The sequence below is a fragment of the Ruegeria arenilitoris genome (assembly GCF_013035315.1).
In the GTDB taxonomy this organism is placed as follows: Bacteria; Pseudomonadota; Alphaproteobacteria; order Rhodobacterales; family Rhodobacteraceae; genus Ruegeria; species Ruegeria arenilitoris_D.
On sequence record NZ_WQHP01000001.1, the window covers coordinates 641,891 to 661,366 of the forward strand.

19 protein-coding genes and 1 tRNA gene are annotated in these 19,476 nt (G+C 57.0%); 11 read left to right on the plus strand and 9 right to left on the minus strand.

The features are described 5' to 3' along the window. Positions 1–65: 65 nt before the first annotated feature. The 4 genes from GOV53_RS03135 to GOV53_RS03150 all read right to left on the minus strand — a co-directional run bounded on the left by GOV53_RS03135 (position 66) and on the right by GOV53_RS03150 (position 4,247). Positions 66–2,036: a hypothetical protein gene (locus GOV53_RS03135; protein ID WP_254439148.1), complete on the minus strand. Its 1,971-nt coding sequence runs from the start codon at positions 2,034–2,036 to the stop codon at positions 66–68. Positions 2,037–2,077: 41 nt separating this feature from the next. Next, positions 2,078–3,022 carry a hypothetical protein gene (locus GOV53_RS03140; RefSeq protein ID WP_170464254.1) on the minus strand — a complete coding sequence of 315 codons (945 nt, stop codon included), beginning with the start codon at positions 3,020–3,022 and terminating at the stop codon, positions 2,078–2,080. 5 nt (positions 3,023–3,027) lie between these two features. Then, positions 3,028–4,011, minus strand: coding sequence for a glycosyltransferase family 2 protein (locus tag GOV53_RS03145; RefSeq protein ID WP_170464255.1), 984 nt, complete (start codon positions 4,009–4,011; stop codon positions 3,028–3,030). A 149-nt stretch (positions 4,012–4,160) separates the two neighbouring features. After that, positions 4,161–4,247: transfer RNA gene (locus tag GOV53_RS03150), tRNA-Leu, on the minus strand. Between the two features lie 142 nt (positions 4,248–4,389). On the opposite strand from GOV53_RS03150, the gene GOV53_RS03155 reads away from it, so the two are divergent. Next, complete coding sequence (locus GOV53_RS03155; RefSeq protein WP_170464256.1) at positions 4,390–5,049, plus strand: DsbA family oxidoreductase; 660 nt, start codon at positions 4,390–4,392, stop codon at positions 5,047–5,049. A gap of 39 nt (positions 5,050–5,088) precedes the next feature. Further along, the gene (gene lipB / locus GOV53_RS03160; RefSeq protein WP_170464257.1) at positions 5,089–5,745 is read left to right on the plus strand and encodes a lipoyl(octanoyl) transferase LipB; all 657 of its coding nucleotides are present in this window, start codon (positions 5,089–5,091) and stop codon (positions 5,743–5,745) included. 306 nt (positions 5,746–6,051) lie between these two features. Here the strand turns inward: lipB and GOV53_RS03165 are convergent, their stop codons facing one another. Next, on the minus strand, positions 6,052–6,993 hold the full coding sequence (locus tag GOV53_RS03165) for a cation diffusion facilitator family transporter (protein WP_170464258.1): 942 nt from the start codon (positions 6,991–6,993) through the stop codon (positions 6,052–6,054). Positions 6,994–7,272: 279 nt separating this feature from the next. Here GOV53_RS03165 and GOV53_RS03170 point away from each other — a divergent pair, with 279 nt between their 5' ends. Next, positions 7,273–7,698, plus strand: coding sequence for a MerR family transcriptional regulator (locus GOV53_RS03170; protein ID WP_170464259.1), 426 nt, complete (start codon positions 7,273–7,275; stop codon positions 7,696–7,698). Positions 7,699–7,709: 11 nt separating this feature from the next. Here the strand turns inward: GOV53_RS03170 and GOV53_RS03175 are convergent, their stop codons facing one another. Next, positions 7,710–8,129: an HIT family protein gene (locus GOV53_RS03175; RefSeq protein WP_170464260.1), complete on the minus strand. Its 420-nt coding sequence runs from the start codon at positions 8,127–8,129 to the stop codon at positions 7,710–7,712. A 290-nt stretch (positions 8,130–8,419) separates the two neighbouring features. Here GOV53_RS03175 and ctaD point away from each other — a divergent pair, with 290 nt between their 5' ends. The 3 genes from ctaD (at position 8,420) to GOV53_RS03190 (ending at position 11,381) form a co-directional block, all read left to right on the plus strand. Further along, entirely contained in the window at positions 8,420–10,078 is a 1,659-nt protein-coding gene (ctaD, locus tag GOV53_RS03180; RefSeq protein WP_170421821.1) for a cytochrome c oxidase subunit I, read from the plus strand. A 164-nt stretch (positions 10,079–10,242) separates the two neighbouring features. Then, on the plus strand, positions 10,243–10,842 hold the full coding sequence (locus GOV53_RS03185; RefSeq protein WP_170421823.1) for a 2-hydroxychromene-2-carboxylate isomerase: 600 nt from the start codon (positions 10,243–10,245) through the stop codon (positions 10,840–10,842). 44 nt (positions 10,843–10,886) lie between these two features. Further along, a complete protein-coding gene (locus tag GOV53_RS03190) occupies positions 10,887–11,381 on the plus strand; it encodes a DUF2244 domain-containing protein (protein ID WP_170464261.1) in 495 nt (164 codons plus the stop codon). A gap of 20 nt (positions 11,382–11,401) precedes the next feature. On the opposite strand, the gene GOV53_RS03195 is transcribed toward GOV53_RS03190, so the two are convergent. Further along, positions 11,402–11,887 carry a GatB/YqeY domain-containing protein gene (locus GOV53_RS03195; RefSeq protein ID WP_170421829.1) on the minus strand — a complete coding sequence of 162 codons (486 nt, stop codon included), beginning with the start codon at positions 11,885–11,887 and terminating at the stop codon, positions 11,402–11,404. A gap of 183 nt (positions 11,888–12,070) precedes the next feature. Between GOV53_RS03195 and carA the strand changes: the two genes are divergently transcribed. Both carA and GOV53_RS03205 read left to right on the plus strand, forming a co-directional pair. Further along, the gene (gene carA / locus GOV53_RS03200; protein ID WP_170464262.1) at positions 12,071–13,237 is read left to right on the plus strand and encodes a glutamine-hydrolyzing carbamoyl-phosphate synthase small subunit; all 1,167 of its coding nucleotides are present in this window, start codon (positions 12,071–12,073) and stop codon (positions 13,235–13,237) included. Positions 13,238–13,318: 81 nt separating this feature from the next. Then, entirely contained in the window at positions 13,319–15,187 is a 1,869-nt protein-coding gene (locus GOV53_RS03205) for a glycosyltransferase (RefSeq protein WP_170464263.1), read from the plus strand. Between the two features lie 3 nt (positions 15,188–15,190). On the opposite strand, the gene GOV53_RS03210 is transcribed toward GOV53_RS03205, so the two are convergent. Further along, on the minus strand, positions 15,191–15,838 hold the full coding sequence (locus GOV53_RS03210) for a GntR family transcriptional regulator (RefSeq protein ID WP_170421837.1): 648 nt from the start codon (positions 15,836–15,838) through the stop codon (positions 15,191–15,193). 100 nt (positions 15,839–15,938) lie between these two features. Between GOV53_RS03210 and GOV53_RS03215 the strand changes: the two genes are divergently transcribed. From GOV53_RS03215 to GOV53_RS03225, 3 genes are all read left to right on the plus strand, one after another. Then, on the plus strand, positions 15,939–16,583 hold the full coding sequence (locus GOV53_RS03215; RefSeq protein ID WP_170421840.1) for a pyrimidine 5'-nucleotidase: 645 nt from the start codon (positions 15,939–15,941) through the stop codon (positions 16,581–16,583). An 86-nt stretch (positions 16,584–16,669) separates the two neighbouring features. Then, complete coding sequence (locus GOV53_RS03220; RefSeq protein ID WP_170421843.1) at positions 16,670–16,918, plus strand: hypothetical protein; 249 nt, start codon at positions 16,670–16,672, stop codon at positions 16,916–16,918. Positions 16,919–16,994: 76 nt separating this feature from the next. After that, positions 16,995–18,191, plus strand: a complete 1,197-nt coding sequence (locus GOV53_RS03225; RefSeq protein ID WP_170464264.1) for a UbiH/UbiF family hydroxylase — start codon at positions 16,995–16,997, stop codon at positions 18,189–18,191. 10 nt (positions 18,192–18,201) lie between these two features. Here GOV53_RS03225 and GOV53_RS03230 read toward each other — a convergent pair whose 3' ends face one another. Beyond that, a complete protein-coding gene (locus tag GOV53_RS03230; protein ID WP_170464265.1) occupies positions 18,202–19,329 on the minus strand; it encodes an aminotransferase class V-fold PLP-dependent enzyme in 1,128 nt (375 codons plus the stop codon). Between the last annotated feature and the right edge of the window lie 147 nt (positions 19,330–19,476).

The following is a 19,476-nucleotide window of genomic DNA, read 5'->3' on the forward strand; positions in this document are numbered from 1 at the left end:
TTATTTAAAATTTACGCGCAAATTACGTTGATTTGGTGGAACTACCAAGGGGAAATCCACGGAACTCACCCACCTGCGCGTTTTAGCTGATTTGAGAACCGCTGAAATTTAGGACATAGCTCGTGGGCGCGAGACAGGTAGCCCCGAGCCTTGCCTTTTTGGCCTCTTTGTAATAGCAACTGACCGGCCGCGCCTTGAATTGCTGCCGTGTTGTCATCCAAATCCGCAGCTTCTAAGAGCAGTCTATCAGATTGGCCTTCGGCGCCAATGCGCGCAAGCAAACAACCCATTGCAAAAACCAAAAACGGATTGCCCGGATCGCTGGCCATCGCGTCTGCCATTGCCAGCCTTGCCCGCGAGAAATCTCCTTCTGCTTCATACAATTCTGCCAAACGCTTTAGATAAAGTGGGTTGTCTTTTCGTTGAGAGCAAACCCATTTTGCAATGTCGATAGCATTGACATTTGACATCTGCCCCAGTCGGACATGCAGGATTGACTTCAGACTTCTGTGTTCTGGGCTTTCTTCTGGGAACTGTGCTTCAGGAGCAAGGTTTTTCATCGTCTCAAGCCCGTCCAGCAATGAAAGGAGGCGTTCCCTGTCTGAGTCCAAGCGCCGTGCGCGTTGGTCGAGCGACAAAATGGACCAATCCAAAAGAACAAGGTCAAAATTGCAAGGACGCTTTGCTATGACTTTTCGTTGAGCCACGTGCGCGTTGAAATTGAACCATGGCCTACGAACTGATTTTTGAACTGACCAGTCTAATGGCGGCAGGGCACGAAACGCGAGTTGGTCGCGAAACAACAAGCGAGATCCAAATACAATTACATCGGGTCGTAGCGGCTTAGCCCAGAATGCTAAGCTAAACTCGCGGGCTGCCAACCACCGCTTTTTTCGCGCTCCTAGAATTGCTGCCCTCAAAGCACGCGCGACAGCATGATCTTCAGGCCAGATGTTTGCGTCATTCAATGCACGGTCCACCATTTGCAAAGCGTCTTCACCGCGCCCCAAATAGAATAGGTTGATTGCTTGCAATAACGGCAAAAATGCGTTGTCTGCCCCAGCATTTAGTATTTGGCTAGCAATTTCGGTGGCTGACACAGTGCGATCTTCAGAGCGGAAATCTAGTAAATGAAATGTCGCTTTCGCGTAAATGTGTGCTGCCTCCGAAGGGTTGAGAAAACCCGATACCCCTTTGGTCAATCTATCCACGACTTTCTCGTTCGCGTTGCTTACTTCTTCTTCCGACAATACTTCCCGAAACATCTTGCTTTGGTAGCCAGCTATTTGCGACGCTGCCATTGAGAACGCGGAAACCGAAGGCGCGATTACCTGATCTGCGCGCGACATCGTGTAAAGCTCCAGAAAGTCACGTTTTGCGCGGGTCATCCCCGACACATCGACGATATCAGCCATTTGTAACATGTTAGGAAACCGCTTCTGAAACCGTGCGATCAACTCAGGCTGGTCCGAGAACATGATAGCTGTCGTATCGGCGTTTTTTTCTAAGTGCGCCTCATACAGTTCTTCAGGTTCGATTTTGGCAGGCCATGTCGTGTGCTTCCATGGCAACCCGTTCAGGATGTCGCCACGCCGGATGTGATAGGCCGAAACGCCCTGCCCGGACAGCTTGGCATCCGCACGCTCCATGATAGCGCGGATTTCGTCCGTGAACCCGATCCGATGGATAAAGTCCCGATACCTCGGACGGATGGCTTCGATGTCTTCCCACGCAAAGGCCAGAACCTCGAACCCCTCTTCCACCACCACTGACCTGCCAGCGTTCAAATGGGCGATCAGACGGTCCGGCGAGGCGTCGTTTTGAAAGGACCAGATCGGCAGGGCATTCTGCGTCAGTTTGCCGAACTCTTTCTGGCTCAGAAAGTGATCGTCCATCCAGCCTTGGGTGAACAATTCTTGCGGTTGATCCAGCTCGGGCGCATCAGCGCCCTGAGGGAACCAATTCACCCGGTAGGTCGTCCCGAAATCCTCGGCAAGGCGGATACAGGTCAGCATCATCAGCAACCGCGCGCCCATGCGGTCCTTGCGCTGACCAATGAATACGCCCTTTTTGGGTGTCATTGGCTGTCCTTCGCAGCCTCGGCCGCGGCTTGACGCCTTAACCTGCGAAACCTCTGTCGTGCCCTTTGAACCAATGCCGGGTGCCGTTCACTGCCCATAGCCTCGATCCCGCGAATTAAAAGCGGCAGGCGTCGACGGGCGCGCATCAAACGGTAGAACTCGGACGCTTCCAGCGTACCGTCCATCGCGCCCAGCATCACGGGCTTGAGAATATCAAGCTTGCGCAGCATTGGCGCAGCAAAGTGGTTCGAAAACCAGGTCTTGAGCAAAACAACGTTGTCGCCTTGCAGGCGCTGGACCTGTTGCCTGTCCAGATCAAAGAACGGGTCATAGAACACATAGGCCTTCCCCGCGACCTGCACGGTCTGTGCCGCGTCGCTTGCGGGCAGATCCCAATTCTGAACGCGGCCAAAGCGATAGCGCGTCTCCCACGGGACAAGCCGTTCATCCAGCGTTGTCTGTGGGTTGAAGGCGATCACATTCGCCCCGGGGACATGGGCCGAAAAGGTCAGCGCACCAAAGCCGCCCATCGACGCACCAGCGAAAACGACCTGATCGAACCGGTCAAAGAACCCCTCGGCCACTTTGCCATCGAAATAGGACAGTATTTCGGGATCGCGATACCACGCCTTGGTGCGGGCAAAGACCCCCATATGAGACCACCCTTCGTCGCGAAAAAACTTCCACCCCCACGGCTCGCGCGCAAACGAGAGGTCATTCGCGTTTGCGATGTTGTCGAAGCTGACCACCAGCCGCTTGGCACTGCGCTGATGGAAGAGGATCGAGTGGCGGTCCAGTTTTTGCAGAAAACCTGTGCCATCCCCCCCCGGATAAAGCTCGACAAACCAGGGCGGCGCAGGATCTGTCAGAATCCGCTCGTACCCTGTCTTGCGATCGGGATGTTCGGGCTTCAGTTGTTCTTTCGAAAGATCGTCGGCCATATCAATCAGATCAGGTTGTCAGCCAGCCAGGCGCGAAACTCGACCCATTCGGGGCGCATTTTTATTTCCGACACCTTGTCACGATGCCACGCGCAGGCCTGGCCGTGCAGTTCGCGCAACTGGGGATCGGCCTTCAACTCTTCCAACAAGGGTGCTGCACGGCGGGCCGCCGGCAAAATCGTTTGATCCGTTTCCTTGTTGGCATTCATATCCTGCCAATAGGACTGCCCCTGATCCACCCGGATGTGGTTCGTCCGACCACGATCCCGTTTCACCAGAAATCCGTCCATGGACCGGACCGAGTAATGGTGGATTCGCCCCAGGGAATGATCGAAGTTTCGCCACGCCCGCCAACCGACTTTGTCCGCTGGAAACAGGTTGCCCCCGGCGTCCGACCACGCGACGTCTGCCGCTTGCTCATCGTCAAACCCTTTTGGGCGATGCGGTCCAAAACGGGTGAATTTGCCGTTGTTCCGGAACAGTGTCTTCAGGCCGTAGGCGCGTCCTGAATGATATGGGAATTCCTGATCCCCCATCAAAAAGGCCTCGGTCACCGGTTTGTCTTCGAAACTGATATTGCCGGAGCTGCCGAACAGTTTCCACGCGAATGAAATCGCGTCAACGGGCTTCCCTGCCCGGCCTTCCACCTCGGCGATCAGGTCGTGGAAACTGTTGTCGCCGCAGCGGATGTTCCAGAACTCGTCAACATCCAGACACAGCAGCCAGTCGGCTTCTTTCACCTTGGGCTGACGTCGCGCGCGGCGTAGCATCTGGTGCTGGGGGTTGCCGCCCTCTTTCACCTCGTTGCTGACATGAGTGGCAAGGCCAAGCTCTTGTAACCTGGCGGCGATCTGATCGGTTCCGTCGTCACAATCGTTGGTGAAAATCACAAAGTGATCTACGCCAAGCGTCTTATGGAACGCGACCCATTCCAGCATGTATGGGCCTTCGTTCTTCATCGTCGTGAACACGGTAATGGTCTGAGACATTAACACTCTTCCCGATTGGTATTGCCCTACTCATACACATCCCCGTCAACGTGGGCGAGACTGGAATTCGCGTTCTGGAGACTCGGGACGGGATTGGTGCAACTCTACACTGTAGAGAAATCAAAAAACCGTGAATTTGTAGTTGGTAATGGTGCGGTCGAGAAGACTCGAACTTCCACGGGAGTTACCCCACAGCGACCTCAACGCTGCGCGTCTACCAATTCCGCCACGACCGCACTGCCAATGACTTGGTAAAGGGGCGTATAGACGGTGACGTTCAGGATGTGAAGAGGCAAAAAACACGTCCGTTTGAATTCCTTTTCGCCGTTCATATCTGTACCACAGACCGAACCTGTTACCTCTTCCCGGAGCCCTATCATGAGCGCGCAAAATACTCGCCCCGTCATTCAAATCGACATCGTGTCGGACGTTGTCTGCCCGTGGTGCATCGTGGGTTTTCGCCAGCTGGATCAGGCGTTGCGTGAAGAGGGTGTACTTGCCCAGCTCAGATGGCATCCTTTCGAGCTGAACCCCGAGATGCCGCCCAAGGGGCAAAACCTGCGCGAGCACATCATGGAAAAGTATGGCTCGACCGCCGAGCAGAGCCAACAGGCGCGCGACCGCCTCACTCAGATCGGAGATGAGCTGGGATTTGTCTTCAACTTTGATGATGACAGTCGCATCGTGAATACCTTTGCTGCGCATCAATTGTTGGATTGGGCGGAAACTCAGGGCCGCCAGCATCCTTTTAAGATGGCGTTGTTCGAGGCGTACTTTACGAACCAGCTCGATGTGTCGCAGACCGACGTTCTGTTGGATGCTGCCCACGCGGCCGGGCTAGATCCAGACGCCGCCCGCACTGCATTGGCCTCGGGCGATCACGTGGCACCGGTACGTGAACGGCAGCGGTTTTGGTCCGGACACGGCATCTCTGGCGTTCCGTCCATGGTGTTCGGTGGCAAGTACCTGGTCACCGGTGCGCAAGGGTCAGAGACATATGCCGAGATCATCCGGCGGTGCCTGGCCGAGGCTGCGTGACCTCTTTTCATCGCCCTGCCCTGACGCTAAGGAACCACCATGGAATGGAAGATCACTGACGGGCTGACAGACTATACCGACGCCGTGGCCTTTATGGAGGCACGCGTGGCCGCAATTGCGGCTGGCGAAGCCGATGAGTGCGTCTGGCTGCTGGAGCATCCACCGCTTTACACTGCTGGCACGTCGGCACGGATCGAGGATTTGACTGATCCCGATCGCTTTCCGGTCTACGAGGCCAAGCGCGGGGGTGAGTACACGTATCACGGCCCCGGTCAGCGCGTTGCCTATGTGATGCTGGATCTCAACAAGCGCGGCAAGGACGTGCGCCGGTTTGTCAAACAGCTTGAGGAATGGGTGATCGCCGCCCTGGCCGAGTTCAATGTCCATGGCGAAATCCGCGAAGGACGCGTGGGCGTCTGGGTCAAACGTAACGACAAGCCACTGACCGCGTCCGGCCAAACAGCCGAAGATAAAGTGGCCGCCATCGGCTTGCGCTTGCGCAAGTGGGTCAGCTTTCACGGCATCTCGATTAACGTGGAACCGGACCTCGAGCATTTTTCGGGTATCGTTCCCTGCGGCATCACCGAACATGGGGTGACCTCGCTGGTCGATCTGGGTTTGCCGGTGACTCTGGCCGATGTCGATGCCGCCTTACAAAAGACATTTTCCGAAGTTTTTGCCCCTGTGGGCGCCTAAAACCCTACGGACGAATCGTTCCATGATTAACAGTACGTTAACAATCCCGACGCGACTCGCCGTTCTGTTTCCATAGCGCGCCAAAATTTCCCAACGGCTACGGCAGAACTGGGCAAAATTAAGGAAAAACTCACTCAAATAGATACATGGCGTTCGTTTGCGGTTAATATGATTTCACCGTTCTTAGAGTGAGTGGTGTGTTAACCGGTGATCTTGGGGGAACCCATGTAGTCGGAAAAAGTTTTTGTTAACGAGTCTGCCGTTCCGACCCCAAATCGGAGCGGCAATTCGTATCCAAAATCACTCTTAGCTTTCTCCATGCCCAAATCGAGATGACCCGACACAGGCGTGATCCTCCTGTTCAATCTCTAATGTGGCGTGCCCAATTCCAAACTGGTCACTCAGAGCCTGTCTGACGCCGGATCTGACCCCTTCCGCTTCGGACCATGCCGACGCTTCGATAACCAGGTGCGCGGTCAGGGCAGTTTCGCGCTCCTGCATACTCCAAAGGTGGACATGATGAACTTGGGCAACGCCCGGGATGTCCTCAATGGCAGACGCGACTTCTTCGGGGTCAAGATCGGGCGGCGCGGCCAGCATCAAAACACGGATCGTTTCGCCGATCTCGCTTTTGACATGCCACAGGATGTAGACAGAAATCAGGATCGTGACGGCCGGGTCTACCCATGTCCAGTTGAACAGGATCACCGCGCTGCCAGCTACGATGACGGCAACGGATCCCAGGGCATCGGCCACGTTGTGTAGAAAGGCCGCCCGAATGTTCATGCTTTCCTTGGCCATGGTATAGGTCAGCGCAGCAGTGATGAGGTCCACGATCAAGGCCAGGGCTGCGATCCAGACGACAATCCAGCCGTTGATCGGCTCTGGCTCGAAAAACCGCATAACGCCTTCGTAGAACAGGTACACCGAAAGCACGATCAATGTTGTGTAGTTGACCAACGCGGCAACGACCTCGGCACGACCATAGCCAAAGCTCATTCGGGGATCTGCCGGCCGCCGGGCAATCTTGCGCGCAAAAAAGGCGATGACCAGCGCAATGGCGTCCGAGAAATTGTGCAGGGCATCCGCGATCAGCGCCAGCGACCCTGAGAAGATGCCCCCGATTACCTGCGCCAGTGTCAGGAACATATTGACGGCAATTGCCCAAACCACTCGAGCATCCCCAGTCTCGGGATCAATGTGAGTGTGCGCGTGGCTGTGCCCCTTGTGAGAATGATCATGTGCCATCGGTCGGCGTGTCCCTTGTTATGCCTGCACACCGCATGTAATTCCTCTAGTAACTAGAGGTTCAAGAGCCCCGAGGAAAAAACTGTTGTCACTAAAGCGATCCCTTCTGAACGGAATAGTGCCCAAGCTGATCTTTTCCGTCCCGGTGGTTTTTTACACTCAGGAGCGAGAAATTTTGGGAAAGCCCGTGGATGCAGTTTTTTGTTATTGGTGTGCTGTTACTGACTTTTTTGGGTGAAACATTGATTTGGTTCATCAAGAACAGAAAGCACTAGAGCCATGTATTCGATTGGAGATCTGTCGCGCCGAACACAGGTAAAGGTCCCGACCATCCGTTTTTACGAAGGTAAAGGCCTGTTGCCCAAGCCCGAGCGAACGGCGGGCAATCAACGCCGGTACGACGAAGCAGCGTTAAAGCGGCTGCTCTTTATTCGTCATTGCCGTGATTTGGGATTGCCACTGATCGATGTCGTGGGCTTGCTGTCCCTTGAGGGTGCGGCGGGCAGCGACCTAAACCGGGCGCACGAGATTGCTGAGAAGCAACTGGCCGACGTCCGGGACCGTATTGCGCGCCTGCAAAACCTTGAGGCTGAACTGACGCGAATTTCAGTGGCTTGCGACGGAAAGCACGACCATGTCTGCGCCGTGCTTCACGCGTTTGGAGATCATAGCGAGTGCATGGGCACGCACTCGCATAAGAAATAGACCCCGGTTGACTAATTCAACGCGGCTTTGATCTTTTCTGCGTGTTCGGCGATCAGATCAAAATCACCCATCGTTCCCGGCGCTCGGACTGCAACACCGTCGTGGCGCGGCAGCACGTGGAAGTGCAGGTGGAAAACCTCCTGCCCGCCCGCGGCTTCGTTGAACTGCTGAATCGTTACACCGTCCGCGTCGAATGCCGCGACAACGGCCTTGGCCATTTTCTGAACCGTCGCCATAACCGCAGCCAGCTGCTCGGGCGAGGCATCCAGAATGTTGCGGCATGGCGTTTTGGGGATCACCAGCAGATGGCCGTCCGCGCGTGGCATGATGTCCATGAACGCCAGCGTATCGTCATCTTCGTACACGCGGGTCGAGGGGATTTCGCCGCGAAGAATTTTGGCAAAGATGTTTTCGGAATCGTAGGCGGTCATATCAGTTCTCCGATTGGAATGTTGCCGACAGTTCTGCGGCGCGACCGGGCGTGGGTCAAGCAAGGAAGGCATCCTATTGCCCGCCCTCTTGAAATCCGAGCACTGATACCCAGATGAATGCCGGATTTGATCTGTTTTTTGCGCGTCACCCTCCTGCCCGCGACAATTATTCTTGATCCAGATCAAACTCGATCATTGCAGGCGTCTCTTTCGCATTCTAAAACCAGCAGGAATCCCGCGCGCTGGAGAGGTCTGGCTGCGCGGTGCAGTTGCAACAGGAGGCACCTATAATGGCAGACGCAGCCATTCATGGTCACGACCATGAAGACCAGCGCAGTTTTTTCCAGCGCTGGTTCATGTCGACCAACCACAAGGATATCGGGATTCTATACCTGATCTTCTCGGCACTTGCCGGTCTGATCTCGGTTCTGATGACTGTCTACATGCGGCTTGAACTGATGCACCCCGGTGTTCAGTACATGTGCCTTGAAGGCTTCATGGCCGATCCTTGTACCCCTAACGGACATCTTTGGAACGTTATGATCACCTATCACGGTGTTCTAATGATGTTCTTCGTGGTCATCCCTGCCCTCTTCGGCGGATTTGGCAACTATTTCATGCCGTTGCAGATCGGCGCGCCGGATATGGCGTTCCCGCGGATGAACAACCTGTCCTTCTGGCTGTACGTCGCTGGTACGTCGCTGGGTGTGGCCTCGCTGCTGAGCCCCGGTGGCAACGACCAGCTTGGTTCAGGCGTAGGCTGGGTTCTATACCCACCGCTGTCGACGACCGAAGGCGGCATGTCGATGGACCTTGCGATCTTTGCCGTGCACGTATCGGGCGCCTCCTCGATCCTCGGCGCGATCAACATGATCACCACCTTCCTGAACATGCGTGCCCCAGGCATGACCCTGTTCAAGGTGCCGCTGTTCAGCTGGTCGATCTTCGTCACTTCGTGGCTGATTCTGCTGTCCCTGCCGGTTCTGGCGGGCGCAATCACCATGCTGCTGATGGACCGCAACTTTGGTTTCACCTTCTTTGATCCGGCCGGTGGCGGTGACCCGATCCTGTACCAGCACATCCTGTGGTTCTTCGGTCACCCCGAAGTGTACATCGTGATCCTGCCTGGTTTTGGTATCATCAGCCACGTCATCGCGACCTTCTCGCGCAAGCCCGTCTTTGGCTACCTGCCGATGGTTTGGGCGATCATCGCGATTGGTGTTCTGGGCTTTGTCGTGTGGGCGCACCACATGTACACCGTTGGCATGTCGCTGCGTCAGCAGGCCTACTTCATGCTGGCCACGATGGTTATTGCGGTTCCGACCGGTGTTAAGGTCTTCTCGTGGATCGCGACCATGTGGGGCGGTTCGATCGAGTTCAAAACTCCGATGCTGTTCGCCTTTGGCTTCCTGTTCCTGTTCACCGTTGGCGGTGTGACCGGCGTTGTGCTGTCGCAGGCAGGTGTGGACCGTGCTTACCACGACACCTACTACGTGGTTGCGCACTTCCACTACGTGATGAGCTTGGGTGCGGTCTTTGCGATCTTCGCGGGCGTGTACTTCTACTTCTCGAAGATGACGGGTCGTCAGTACTCGGAATTCTGGGGCAAAGTTCACTTCTGGCTGTTCTTCATCGGCGCCAACCTGACCTTCTTCCCGCAGCACTTCCTGGGCCGTCAGGGCATGCCGCGCCGTTACATCGACTATCCCGAAGCGTTCGCTCAGTGGAACTTCGTCTCGTCGATCGGTGCGTTCATCTCGTTCGCCTCGTTCCTGCTGTTCTTCGGTATCGTGATCTACGCCCTGCTTCGCGGTGCGAAAGAGACGCGTCCGAACCCGTGGAACGAATACGCGGACACGCTGGAATGGACCCTGCCCACCCCGCCGCCAGAGCACACGTTCGAGCAGCTGCCAAAGCAGGAAGACTGGGACAAAGGCCACGCGCACTGATCCCGTCGCACGCAAAACAAATCAAAGCCCCGCCAAGTGCGGGGCTTTTTTCTTGGAACGCAATGATCACGAAAGTTCGGCGCTTACCAAACAGCAAGCTCATTCGGCAATTTGGCCATTTTAGGGTATCATGCTCATGGAAACTCTGAGATCGGAGTGAACAGATGCCCGAAATTGATTTTTGGTATTCCATCGGCAGCACGTACAGCTTCCTGACCATCATGCGGCTGGATGACTGGTGCAAGGAACATGACGCTACGGTCCACTGGCGACCGTTCAACGTGCGCACCGTAATGTCCGAACAACAGAACATTCCCTTTGCGGGCAAGCCGGTCAAATCCGCATACATGTGGCGAGACATCGAACGGCGTGCGGCCAAGTATCACCTGCATGCCAAGCTGCCGGCGCCCTACCCGATCTCGGATCTCGCGCTAGCCAATCAGGTGGCCGTGCTGGGCATGATGGATGGCTGGGGCAAGTCGTTTACCCAGAACCTGTACCGCATCTGGTTCGAAGAAGGCATCGAAGCCGGCAGCGAAAACGCCGTATCGGAAGCTTTGCACCGATGCCAGCAAGACCCGCGCCTGACGCTTGCCCGCGCGCGTAGCCCTGACACGATCGCATTGCTTGAGGCCGAAACTGAACAGGCGACGCGGCTGGGCGTATTCGGTGCCCCCAGCATGGTTGTGCGTGGCGAAGTCTTCTGGGGTGATGATCGTCTGGACGATGCGTTGTCCTGGGCCAGAGTTGGCCACGTCACCTGATTTTTCCTGTTAGACACGTGCACCTGTTGCGCTAATTTCGCCCCATGCCATACCGATGGAATCACACCTCAAGTTCCGAGCAGGAGTTACGCCTTTGGCCCCATAACTCTCTGCCCCCACGCTGGGCCATGCGTGTGGTGTTTTCGGTGTTCCTTTTTGGCCTGATCCCCCTGATGGCGGTGCTTGGCTCGGTACTACTTTGGGGGCTGCTGCCATTCATGCTTGTGACCGTTTTGGGCCTCTGGCTGGCGATCCAGTCGAACTACAAGGCACGGAGTGTGTTCGAAGTGCTGACCCTGACCGGCACACAGGCCCATCTTGTTCAGCACCACCCGCGGCGCGGACCGCAGGAATGGACCTGCAATCGCCACTGGGCGCGCCCTGAAATGCACGAGCACGGTGGTCCCGTCCCTCACTACGTCACGCTGAACGGTGGCGGTCGGGAGGTCGAGATCGGCGCTTTCCTGTCCGAAGAGGAGCGGATCGCGCTTTACGATGAGCTCACAAAAAAACTGCGCGAACCCGTCGCGCAGCTTTAAGCTTCAATCAGTGAAACGGATCAGCAGCCGCCGTTTGTAGCAGCGCAGAGCTGATCTTTGACCATCGGCCCGACTTTGCCGAAATCCATCTGGCCAGTGTAACGGGTTTTCAACTCGCCCATTACTTTGCCCATATCGCGGATCGACCCGGCGCCGGTGGCCGTGATCGCGGTCTGAATGGCCTTGGACACCTCGTCCTCGTCCAGTTGTTTGGGCAGGAATTCCTCGATGACCTCAACCTCGCGCAGCTCGCGCTCGGCCAGATCCAGGCGTCCGCCCTCTTCATAGGCGCGAGCGCTCTCTTTACGCTGCTTTGTCATTTTCCCAAGGATTTCAAGTACCTCGGCATCGCCGCAGCCCTTGGCCTCTTCGTTGTTCGACGCGCGCGAAGCGATGTCACGGTCCTTGATTGCAGCATTGATAAGACGCAGCGTCGACAAACGCTCGGCATCCTTGTCTTTCATTGCTTGCTTAAGGGCTGTGTTCACCCTTGATCGCATATCCATATGTTCTGTCCATCCCCATGGCAAAGGAACCCTGAACATATCGAAACAAAAAGCGCGATACAACAGGGGCCGCATGTGGCTAAGTTATTGAAATATAACGATAGCCCAAAAATTGAACACACTTGACCCAGCGCGATAACCCCCTTAGGTATGCGCCGATTTACCCTGCAGGAGAGTCGCGCAATGGCCCAGAACGCCCCGTCCAAGCCCACCGCATGTCTGGCATTGGCCGACGGTACATTGTTCTACGGAATGGGCTTCGGCGCTACCGGTCAGACAGTCGCCGAGCTGTGCTTTAACACCGCGATGACTGGTTATCAGGAAATCATGACTGACCCCTCTTACGCCGGCCAGATCGTAACCTTCACCTTCCCTCATATCGGCAATGTTGGCGTGAACCCCGAGGATGACGAAACCGGCGATCCGGTTGCGGCAGGCATGGTGGTCAAATGGGACCCAACCGAGGCCTCGAACTGGCGCTCGGCCGAAGAACTGAAAACATGGCTTGAACGCCGCGGACGGATCGCCATCGGCGGCATCGACACCCGCCGCCTGACCCGTGCGATCCGTCAGCAAGGCGCGCCGCATGTGGCACTCGCTCATGACCCCGAAGGCAATTTCGATATCGAGGCGCTGGTTGCCGCCGCCCGTGGCTTTGCTGGCCTGGAAGGCATGGACCTAGCCAAGGATGTTACGTGCTCCCAAAGCTACCGCTGGGATGAAATGCGTTGGGCATGGCCCGATGGCTACCAGCGCCAAGAAGCTCCGGTGCACAAGGTTGTCGCTGTCGATTTCGGTGCCAAGCGCAACATCCTACGTTGCCTCGCCTCGGCAGGCTGCGATGTTACGGTCCTGCCCGCGACGGCCACCGCTGCCGAAGTGTTGGCCCACAATCCCGATGGCGTGTTCCTGTCCAACGGCCCCGGCGACCCGGCTGCCACAGGTGAATATGCCGTCCCGATGATCAAAGAGGTTCTGGATACCACCGACCTGCCCGTCTTTGGAATCTGCCTGGGTCACCAGATGCTGGCACTGGCGTTGGGCGGTCAGACCGTCAAAATGAACCACGGCCACCACGGTGCGAACCACCCGGTCAAAGACCTTGAGACCGGCAAGGTCGAGATCACCTCGATGAACCATGGTTTCGCCGTGGACGCTCAATCGCTGCCCGAAGGTGTGAAGGAAACACATCGCTCGTTGTTTGACGGGTCGAACTGCGGCATCCGCATGACCGATCGCCCGGTGTACTCGGTTCAATACCACCCCGAAGCCTCGCCCGGCCCGCAGGACAGCTTTTACCTGTTCGAACGTTTTGCCGAGGCCATGGCAGGCAAAAAGGCACAGGCTTAATCACCTCATCGTTCAGAGTTAACCTGCTGTTAACTCTGATTGAGCAACCCTGACGCCGGATTACTGCGTCAGGGTTTATTTATGGCTGAACATAAATTACAGCATTTCGCGCGCGCCGCGCCGATTTCTGTTCGGGTGCGAAAACCTCTTGGCGCTTGCTTGGTCGAACGGGGATACATTACCCCGGAACAGCTGGAAAAAGCACTAAACTTTCAGTTAAGCCAACAGGCACCATTGGGTGAAATCCTTGTTGGCGAAGGGTGGATCGATCGCGCCGAGGTGATGGATACTCTGGCAGAGCAGACCACCCTGCAAAGCGCCGACCTGGACAGTATTCCACCCGAACGCGACTTGAGTGATCTAAAACCGGTTGAATTCTGGTTAAAGCACAACGTGATCCCGTGGCAGCGCATTGGTCCGATCTTACTGATCGCAACGGCAGACCCAGATCATTTCACGGCAGTACGCGCAGCCCTTTCTGGGACCGAGTTTACTGTTACACCGGTGCTGGCCCATCCGAGCCAGATTGATCGGGCCATTGAACACGTGTTTTCGGACACACTAGTGAGAGCGGCAGAGGAGCGGGTGGACTCGGATCAAAGCTGCCGGTCCTGGACCTCTAATGCGCGCAAAGGGCCGGTTGTTGCTCTTTTGGGGCTTGCTTGTTTTTTTGCGGCTGTTCCGACAGCTGGATTGACTGTTCTTCTGTTTACCGCGGTTTCGTCACTGATCTTGTTCATGGCACTGCGTTTGGCCGGTCTGATTTCATACGTGTTGCGCAGAGATCCAAGCCCACATGCCGCTGCTCCTGTTCCGCTCCGCCTGCCCCGCGTGTCGATCCTTGTGCCCCTGTACAAGGAACGGGAAATCGCCGGAGCGCTGATAAAGCGGCTGCAACGTCTGACTTATCCCAGGGCTTTGTTGGACATCATTCTGGTGCTGGAGGAAGCGGACGCGGTCACACGCGCCACGTTAAAGCAGGTCTCGTTGCCCAGTTGGATGCGAACCATTGAGGTGCCCGAGTTGAACGGGCTGACCACCAAACCTCGCGCGATGAACTACGCGCTGGATTTTTGCCGAGGCGACATTCTGGGTGTCTGGGATGCAGAAGACGCGCCCCAGCCTGATCAGATCGAACGCGTGGTCCGACATTTCGCACGGGTCGGTGACGATGTTGTCTGCCTTCAAGGCGTACTCGACTATTACAATCCGCGCACCAACTGGAGGTCGCGTTGTTTCACCATTGAATACAACAGTTGGTTTCGGGTCGTCCTACAGGGCATTGCGCGCATGGGCCTGGTCGTTCCATTGGGCGGAACGACATTCTTTTTTCGCAGGGACAAGCTGCTGGAACTAGGCGGCTGGGATGCCCACAACGTCACCGAAGATGCAGATCTGGGCGTGCGCCTCAGTCGCGCCGGATATCGGACAGAAATGGTCGATACCACCACTTATGAAGAGGCGAACTTTCGCGCCTGGCCATGGGTCAAACAACGCTCACGCTGGCTCAAAGGGTTCATGGTGACCTATCTGGTGCACATGCGCGCGCCATTGCGCTTGCTGCGAGACCTTGGACCAAAGCGGTTTCTGGGTGTTCAGGCATTCTTTCTGGGCACTATCGGACAGTTTCTGTTGGCCCCGGTTCTATGGCTGTTCTGGTTGGCGACGCTGGGCTTACCCGGCCCCTTTGATCCAATCATACCCAATTGGGCTTTCTATGCGCTGATCGGTCTTTTTCTGGCGGCCGAGATCACCAATCTGGTTGTCGGGGTGCTGGCGGTGTCAGCCCGCGAAAGACGGTTTCTGATGCCGTGGGTGCCCACCATGCCATTGTACTTTCCGCTGGGTGTGTTGGCCGCGTACAAAGCCCTGTGGGAACTGGCAAGCAACCCATTTTATTGGGACAAGACACAGCATGGTCAGGCCAGTGAAGAGATGCATATGCACTGACGCTCAATTTTCGCGCAGTACTGCGTCCTGTTTCAGGCGGGTCATGAACGCGACTGAGATATGATCCTTCAGCGCACGCTCGGCAGCAGCTTCATCCCGCGCAGCAATCGCCTCAACGATGCCCTTGTGTTCGCTCTGCGCAATCTCACCACGCCCCTGCACCGCAAGCGAGGTCGTGGCCATCAACGCCATCGTGCGGTGGACAAGATCCAACTGCTGCACCAAGTACCGGTTATGCGAGGCTAGATGAATCTGCTCGTGAAAGCGCCGGTTGGCTCGTGACAGCGCTGTCGGGTCATCTACCAGCGCATCATCAGCGGCGACCATGTCCTGCAAAACCTTGATCTCTTCTTCCGTGGCGTGTTTTGCCGCAAGCTTAGCTGCCAGACCCTCAAGCTCGCGCCGAACCACATAAAGTTCGGCCATCTGGTTGTGATCCAATGAGGCCACGATCAGTGACCGACCATCCCGTTCCAGCAGGGATTGCGTCTCCAACCGCTGCAGGGCTTCACGGATCGGTGTACGCGAGACGCCAAAGCGCTCTGCCAGCTCGCTTTCGACCAGCCGATCGCCGGGCTTGTAAACACCTACGTCAATTGCTTCGAGTATAAGGCTATAGGCGTCTTTGTTGGTCTGTCGGGACTGCGGCATGGGGTGTTTGTTCTCCTCGTTCGGATATGTCTATCCGCCTCAGTGCCCCGCAATCAAGTGCAGCATTGAAAACCGCCGCTCAGCGCCCTAAACCCACATCATGGTCAAACCTTCCTTTTCGCACGTCACCCAATGGGTGTTCGACCTCGACAACACGCTCTATCCACCTCACATGCGCCTGTTCGATCAGATCGAGGTTCTGATGACGGATTACGTGGTGCAGGCCATTGGTGTGGACCGGGCCGAAGCGGATCGCTTGCGCACGCACTACTGGCGGGAATACGGCACCACCCTGGCCGGGTTGATGGCCGAACATGACCTGGACCCCGATCCCTATCTGCACGCCGTGCATCAGGTGGACATGAGCCACATGGACCCTGACGCTGCCCTTGCTGATCACATACGGTCCCTACCCGGTCGTCGCATCGTCTATACTAACGGAAGCGCGCCCTATGCCGAACGGGTGCTTGCGGCGCGCGGGTTAACAGGCCTGTTCGATGCCATCTACGGTGTGGAACACGCAGGATACCGCCCCAAACCTGAGAAAGCCGCGTTCGAGGCCATTTTTGCACAGGATGGAATCGACACTGCCCAAGCCGCAATGTTCGAGGACGAGCCGCGAAATCTGGCCGCCCCTCATGAGATGGGAATGCGCACGGTTCACGTCGCGCCCGAGCCGCATGAGGCCGATCACATCCACCATCACACCGACGATCTGACTGCGTTTCTGGCCCGCCTGCGATAGGCTGTCACACTGCGACGATCTGCACATTCTGCGGGTGCAGCATCGTCCCTATATGCGCCTTGCGACGAACAGAATCGGAGAGACCCATGAGCGCGATCGAGATGCCCGGACGCCTGCCCATTTGGCAGCGTCTTTTGTTTGCAATCCCTCTGTTTGGATGGATGGCCCGTGATGCCGCCGAAGCTAAGGGCGAGGATTGGGGTTACACTGCGGCGGCAATTTTCAGCATGTGGGGCTGTTCGGCCCTTCTGTTCGGCTTGCCGGGTCTGTACATCCCTGCCGTGATGATGGTGCCGGTGATGTTCCTGATCCTCATCCTGATTTCGCGCGGCTGACGCACGGGACAGGATGTCACTTGGCACCGGTGGCGGAACCGCACTAGGTTCTGCCCAACACGCGGAGGCCAAGGTCATGAAAGACAGCTGTGACATCCTTATTTCCGGCGGCGGAATCGCCGGACTGACTGCTGCGGCGGCCTTTGGAACGGCCGGATTCGACGTCGTCTGCGTCGATCCGACCCCACCGATTACAGAGCGTGACGTTGACGGGTCCGACTTGCGGACCACGGCCTTTTTGCAACCTGCACACAGCCTGTTGGAGCAGTGTGGCTTGTGGCAACGGCTGGACGAACACGCGGCCCCGCTGCAGATCATGCGCATTGTGGATGCAGGCGGCGATGTGCCTGAGCCCCGTGTCGTGCGCGATTTCAATGCAGCGGATATCTCGGATCAACCGTTTGGCTGGAACCTGCCCAACTGGTTGCTGCGGCGCGAGATGGTGGCGCGGTTGGCCGAGTTGCCCAACGTGGATTTCCGGCCCGGCACCGCAACCGTCAGCCTGTTCACCCGAACCGCCGAGGCCCGCGTGGGCCTGAGTGACGGCAGCCGCATCCGCTGCAAACTGGTGGTGGCCGCAGACGGGCGCAACTCGCCCATGCGCGAGGCGGCGGGGATAAATGTTCATACCACCCGATACGGCCAAAAGGCGCTGGCCTTTGCGGTTACGCATCCAATCCCGCATGACAACGTCTCGACCGAGATCCACCGTTCGGGCGGGCCATTCACTTTGGTTCCCCTGCCTGACTGGCAAGGGCAGCCGTCCTCGGCGATCGTCTGGATGGAACGCGGCCCCCGTGCGGTGGAACTGCTGAACACTGAACCAGAAGCGTTCGAAGCATTGATGACCGAACGGTCCTGTGGGTTGTTCGGGCCATTGAAACTGGCCTCGCGACGGACCATCTGGCCGATCATCAGCCAGTCGGCGGACCACCTTTTGGGTGAGCGGATCGCCCTGATGGCCGAGGCTGCGCATGTTGTGCCTCCCATCGGCGCGCAAGGCCTGAATATGTCGCTGGGTGATCTGCGCACTCTGCTGGATCTGGCGCAGGCACGGCCCGAAGGTCTGGGCGATGCGCAAATGCTGGATGCCTATCACAAAGCCCGCCACGCCGAGATCGAGATGCGCGTCAAAGGTATCGACCTGCTGAACCGCGCCTCGATGATCGAGGCACGACCTCTGCGGGATGTGAGGGCAATGGGACTGAACGCCCTGTATTCCTTGCCGCCCGTGCGCAAGACGCTGATGCAGATTGGCCTCGGCGTTCGTTGAGGCCCTAGGATTACAGAACCTGATCCAATACGCGCTTTAGCCGCGCGATCGTGCCTTCCACGTCATACAGCTTGTCCAGCCCGAACAGGCCAAGACGGAAGGTGCTGAAGCCCTCGGGCTCATCACACTGCAACGGCACGCCTGCGGCGATCTGCATGCCCAGGGCCGCGAATTTCTTGCCGTTCTGGATGTCGGGGTCTGCCGTGTAGCTGACCACCACGCCAGGTGCGCCAAACCCGTCTGCGGCGACCGAGATAATTCCCTTGTCTTTCAGCATGGACCGAACGCCATCCCCCAGTGCCCACTGGGCCTCGCGCAGCGTTTCGAACCCATAATCGCGCGTCTCAATCATCGTATCCCGGAAGGCCTTCAACGCATCTGTAGGCATGGTCGCGTGATACGCATGCCCGCCGTTTTCGTAGGCTTGCATGATCTGACGCCATTTCTTCAGGTCGACCGCAAAGCTGTCCGACTCGGTTTCCTGCAGCCGAGCCTCAGCCCTTTCGGACAGCATGACCAGACCCGCGCAGGGCAACGCGCTCCACCCCTTTTGCGGGGCCGAGATCAGGACATCCACGCCGGTGGCCTTCATATCGACCCAAGCACATCCGGACGCAATACAATCCAGAACCATCAATGCGCCGACCTCATGGGCTGCGTCAGCCATCGCGGTGACGTAGTCGTCAGGCAAAATAACTCCGGCCGAGGTTTCCACGTGAGGGGCAAACACAACATCCGGGCGTTGTTCCCGAATTGTGGCCACGACCTCTTGGATCGGAGCTGGTGCAAAAGGCGACGGACTGGAATTGCCGGTTTGGCGGGCCTTGAGAACCGTGGCGAACGCCGTAAGGCCGCCAGTTTCGATGATTTGGCTCCACCGGTAAGAAAACCACCCGTTCCGCACGACCAAAACGTTCGCGTTGCGTGCGAACTGCCGTGCGACGGCTTCCATCCCATAAGTGCCGCCGCCCGGGATGACCGCCACGCCGACGGCATTGTACACGTCCCTCAGCAACTCTGAGATGTCGCGCATCACTTGCTGAAATTGCACTGACATATGGTTCAGCGACCGATCCGTGAAAACGACCGAGAACTCTTCGAGCCCTGAGGGATCAACGGTATCCAAAAGCGCAGGCATTCTTATGTCCTTTCAAATTTTCACAAAGGGCTAAACGACCGGGATCACTGTGTCGAGCTTCGTACTGAACGTCAAAAATTGACCTAAAGGAACCCTGAAAATTTGCACTGAAGAGTCATTTTTATGCTCGCTTTTGACAACAAATGA

What these genes read in the sequence shown, in the direction of transcription:
- ctaD (WP_170421821.1), top strand. Translation starts at nt 8,420, where the DNA reads ATGGCAGACGCAGCCATTCATGGTCACGACCATGAAGACCAGCGCAGT.
- GOV53_RS03205 (WP_170464263.1), top strand. Translation starts at nt 13,319, where the DNA reads ATGGCTGAACATAAATTACAGCATTTCGCGCGCGCCGCGCCGATTTCT.
- GOV53_RS03170 (WP_170464259.1), top strand. Translation starts at nt 7,273, where the DNA reads ATGTATTCGATTGGAGATCTGTCGCGCCGAACACAGGTAAAGGTCCCG.
- GOV53_RS03145 (WP_170464255.1), bottom strand. Translation starts at nt 4,011, where the DNA reads ATGTCTCAGACCATTACCGTGTTCACGACGATGAAGAACGAAGGCCCA.
- lipB (WP_170464257.1), top strand. Translation starts at nt 5,089, where the DNA reads ATGGAATGGAAGATCACTGACGGGCTGACAGACTATACCGACGCCGTG.
- GOV53_RS03215 (WP_170421840.1), top strand. Translation starts at nt 15,939, where the DNA reads ATGGTCAAACCTTCCTTTTCGCACGTCACCCAATGGGTGTTCGACCTC.
- GOV53_RS03155 (WP_170464256.1), top strand. Translation starts at nt 4,390, where the DNA reads ATGAGCGCGCAAAATACTCGCCCCGTCATTCAAATCGACATCGTGTCG.
- GOV53_RS03225 (WP_170464264.1), top strand. Translation starts at nt 16,995, where the DNA reads ATGAAAGACAGCTGTGACATCCTTATTTCCGGCGGCGGAATCGCCGGA.
- GOV53_RS03190 (WP_170464261.1), top strand. Translation starts at nt 10,887, where the DNA reads ATGCCATACCGATGGAATCACACCTCAAGTTCCGAGCAGGAGTTACGC.
- GOV53_RS03175 (WP_170464260.1), bottom strand. Translation starts at nt 8,129, where the DNA reads ATGACCGCCTACGATTCCGAAAACATCTTTGCCAAAATTCTTCGCGGC.
- GOV53_RS03195 (WP_170421829.1), bottom strand. Translation starts at nt 11,887, where the DNA reads ATGGATATGCGATCAAGGGTGAACACAGCCCTTAAGCAAGCAATGAAA.
- GOV53_RS03230 (WP_170464265.1), bottom strand. Translation starts at nt 19,329, where the DNA reads ATGCCTGCGCTTTTGGATACCGTTGATCCCTCAGGGCTCGAAGAGTTC.
- GOV53_RS03135 (WP_254439148.1), bottom strand. Translation starts at nt 2,036, where the DNA reads ATGGGCGCGCGGTTGCTGATGATGCTGACCTGTATCCGCCTTGCCGAG.
- GOV53_RS03165 (WP_170464258.1), bottom strand. Translation starts at nt 6,993, where the DNA reads ATGGCACATGATCATTCTCACAAGGGGCACAGCCACGCGCACACTCAC.
- GOV53_RS03185 (WP_170421823.1), top strand. Translation starts at nt 10,243, where the DNA reads ATGCCCGAAATTGATTTTTGGTATTCCATCGGCAGCACGTACAGCTTC.
- GOV53_RS03210 (WP_170421837.1), bottom strand. Translation starts at nt 15,838, where the DNA reads ATGCCGCAGTCCCGACAGACCAACAAAGACGCCTATAGCCTTATACTC.
- carA (WP_170464262.1), top strand. Translation starts at nt 12,071, where the DNA reads ATGGCCCAGAACGCCCCGTCCAAGCCCACCGCATGTCTGGCATTGGCC.
- GOV53_RS03140 (WP_170464254.1), bottom strand. Translation starts at nt 3,022, where the DNA reads ATGGCCGACGATCTTTCGAAAGAACAACTGAAGCCCGAACATCCCGAT.
- GOV53_RS03220 (WP_170421843.1), top strand. Translation starts at nt 16,670, where the DNA reads ATGAGCGCGATCGAGATGCCCGGACGCCTGCCCATTTGGCAGCGTCTT.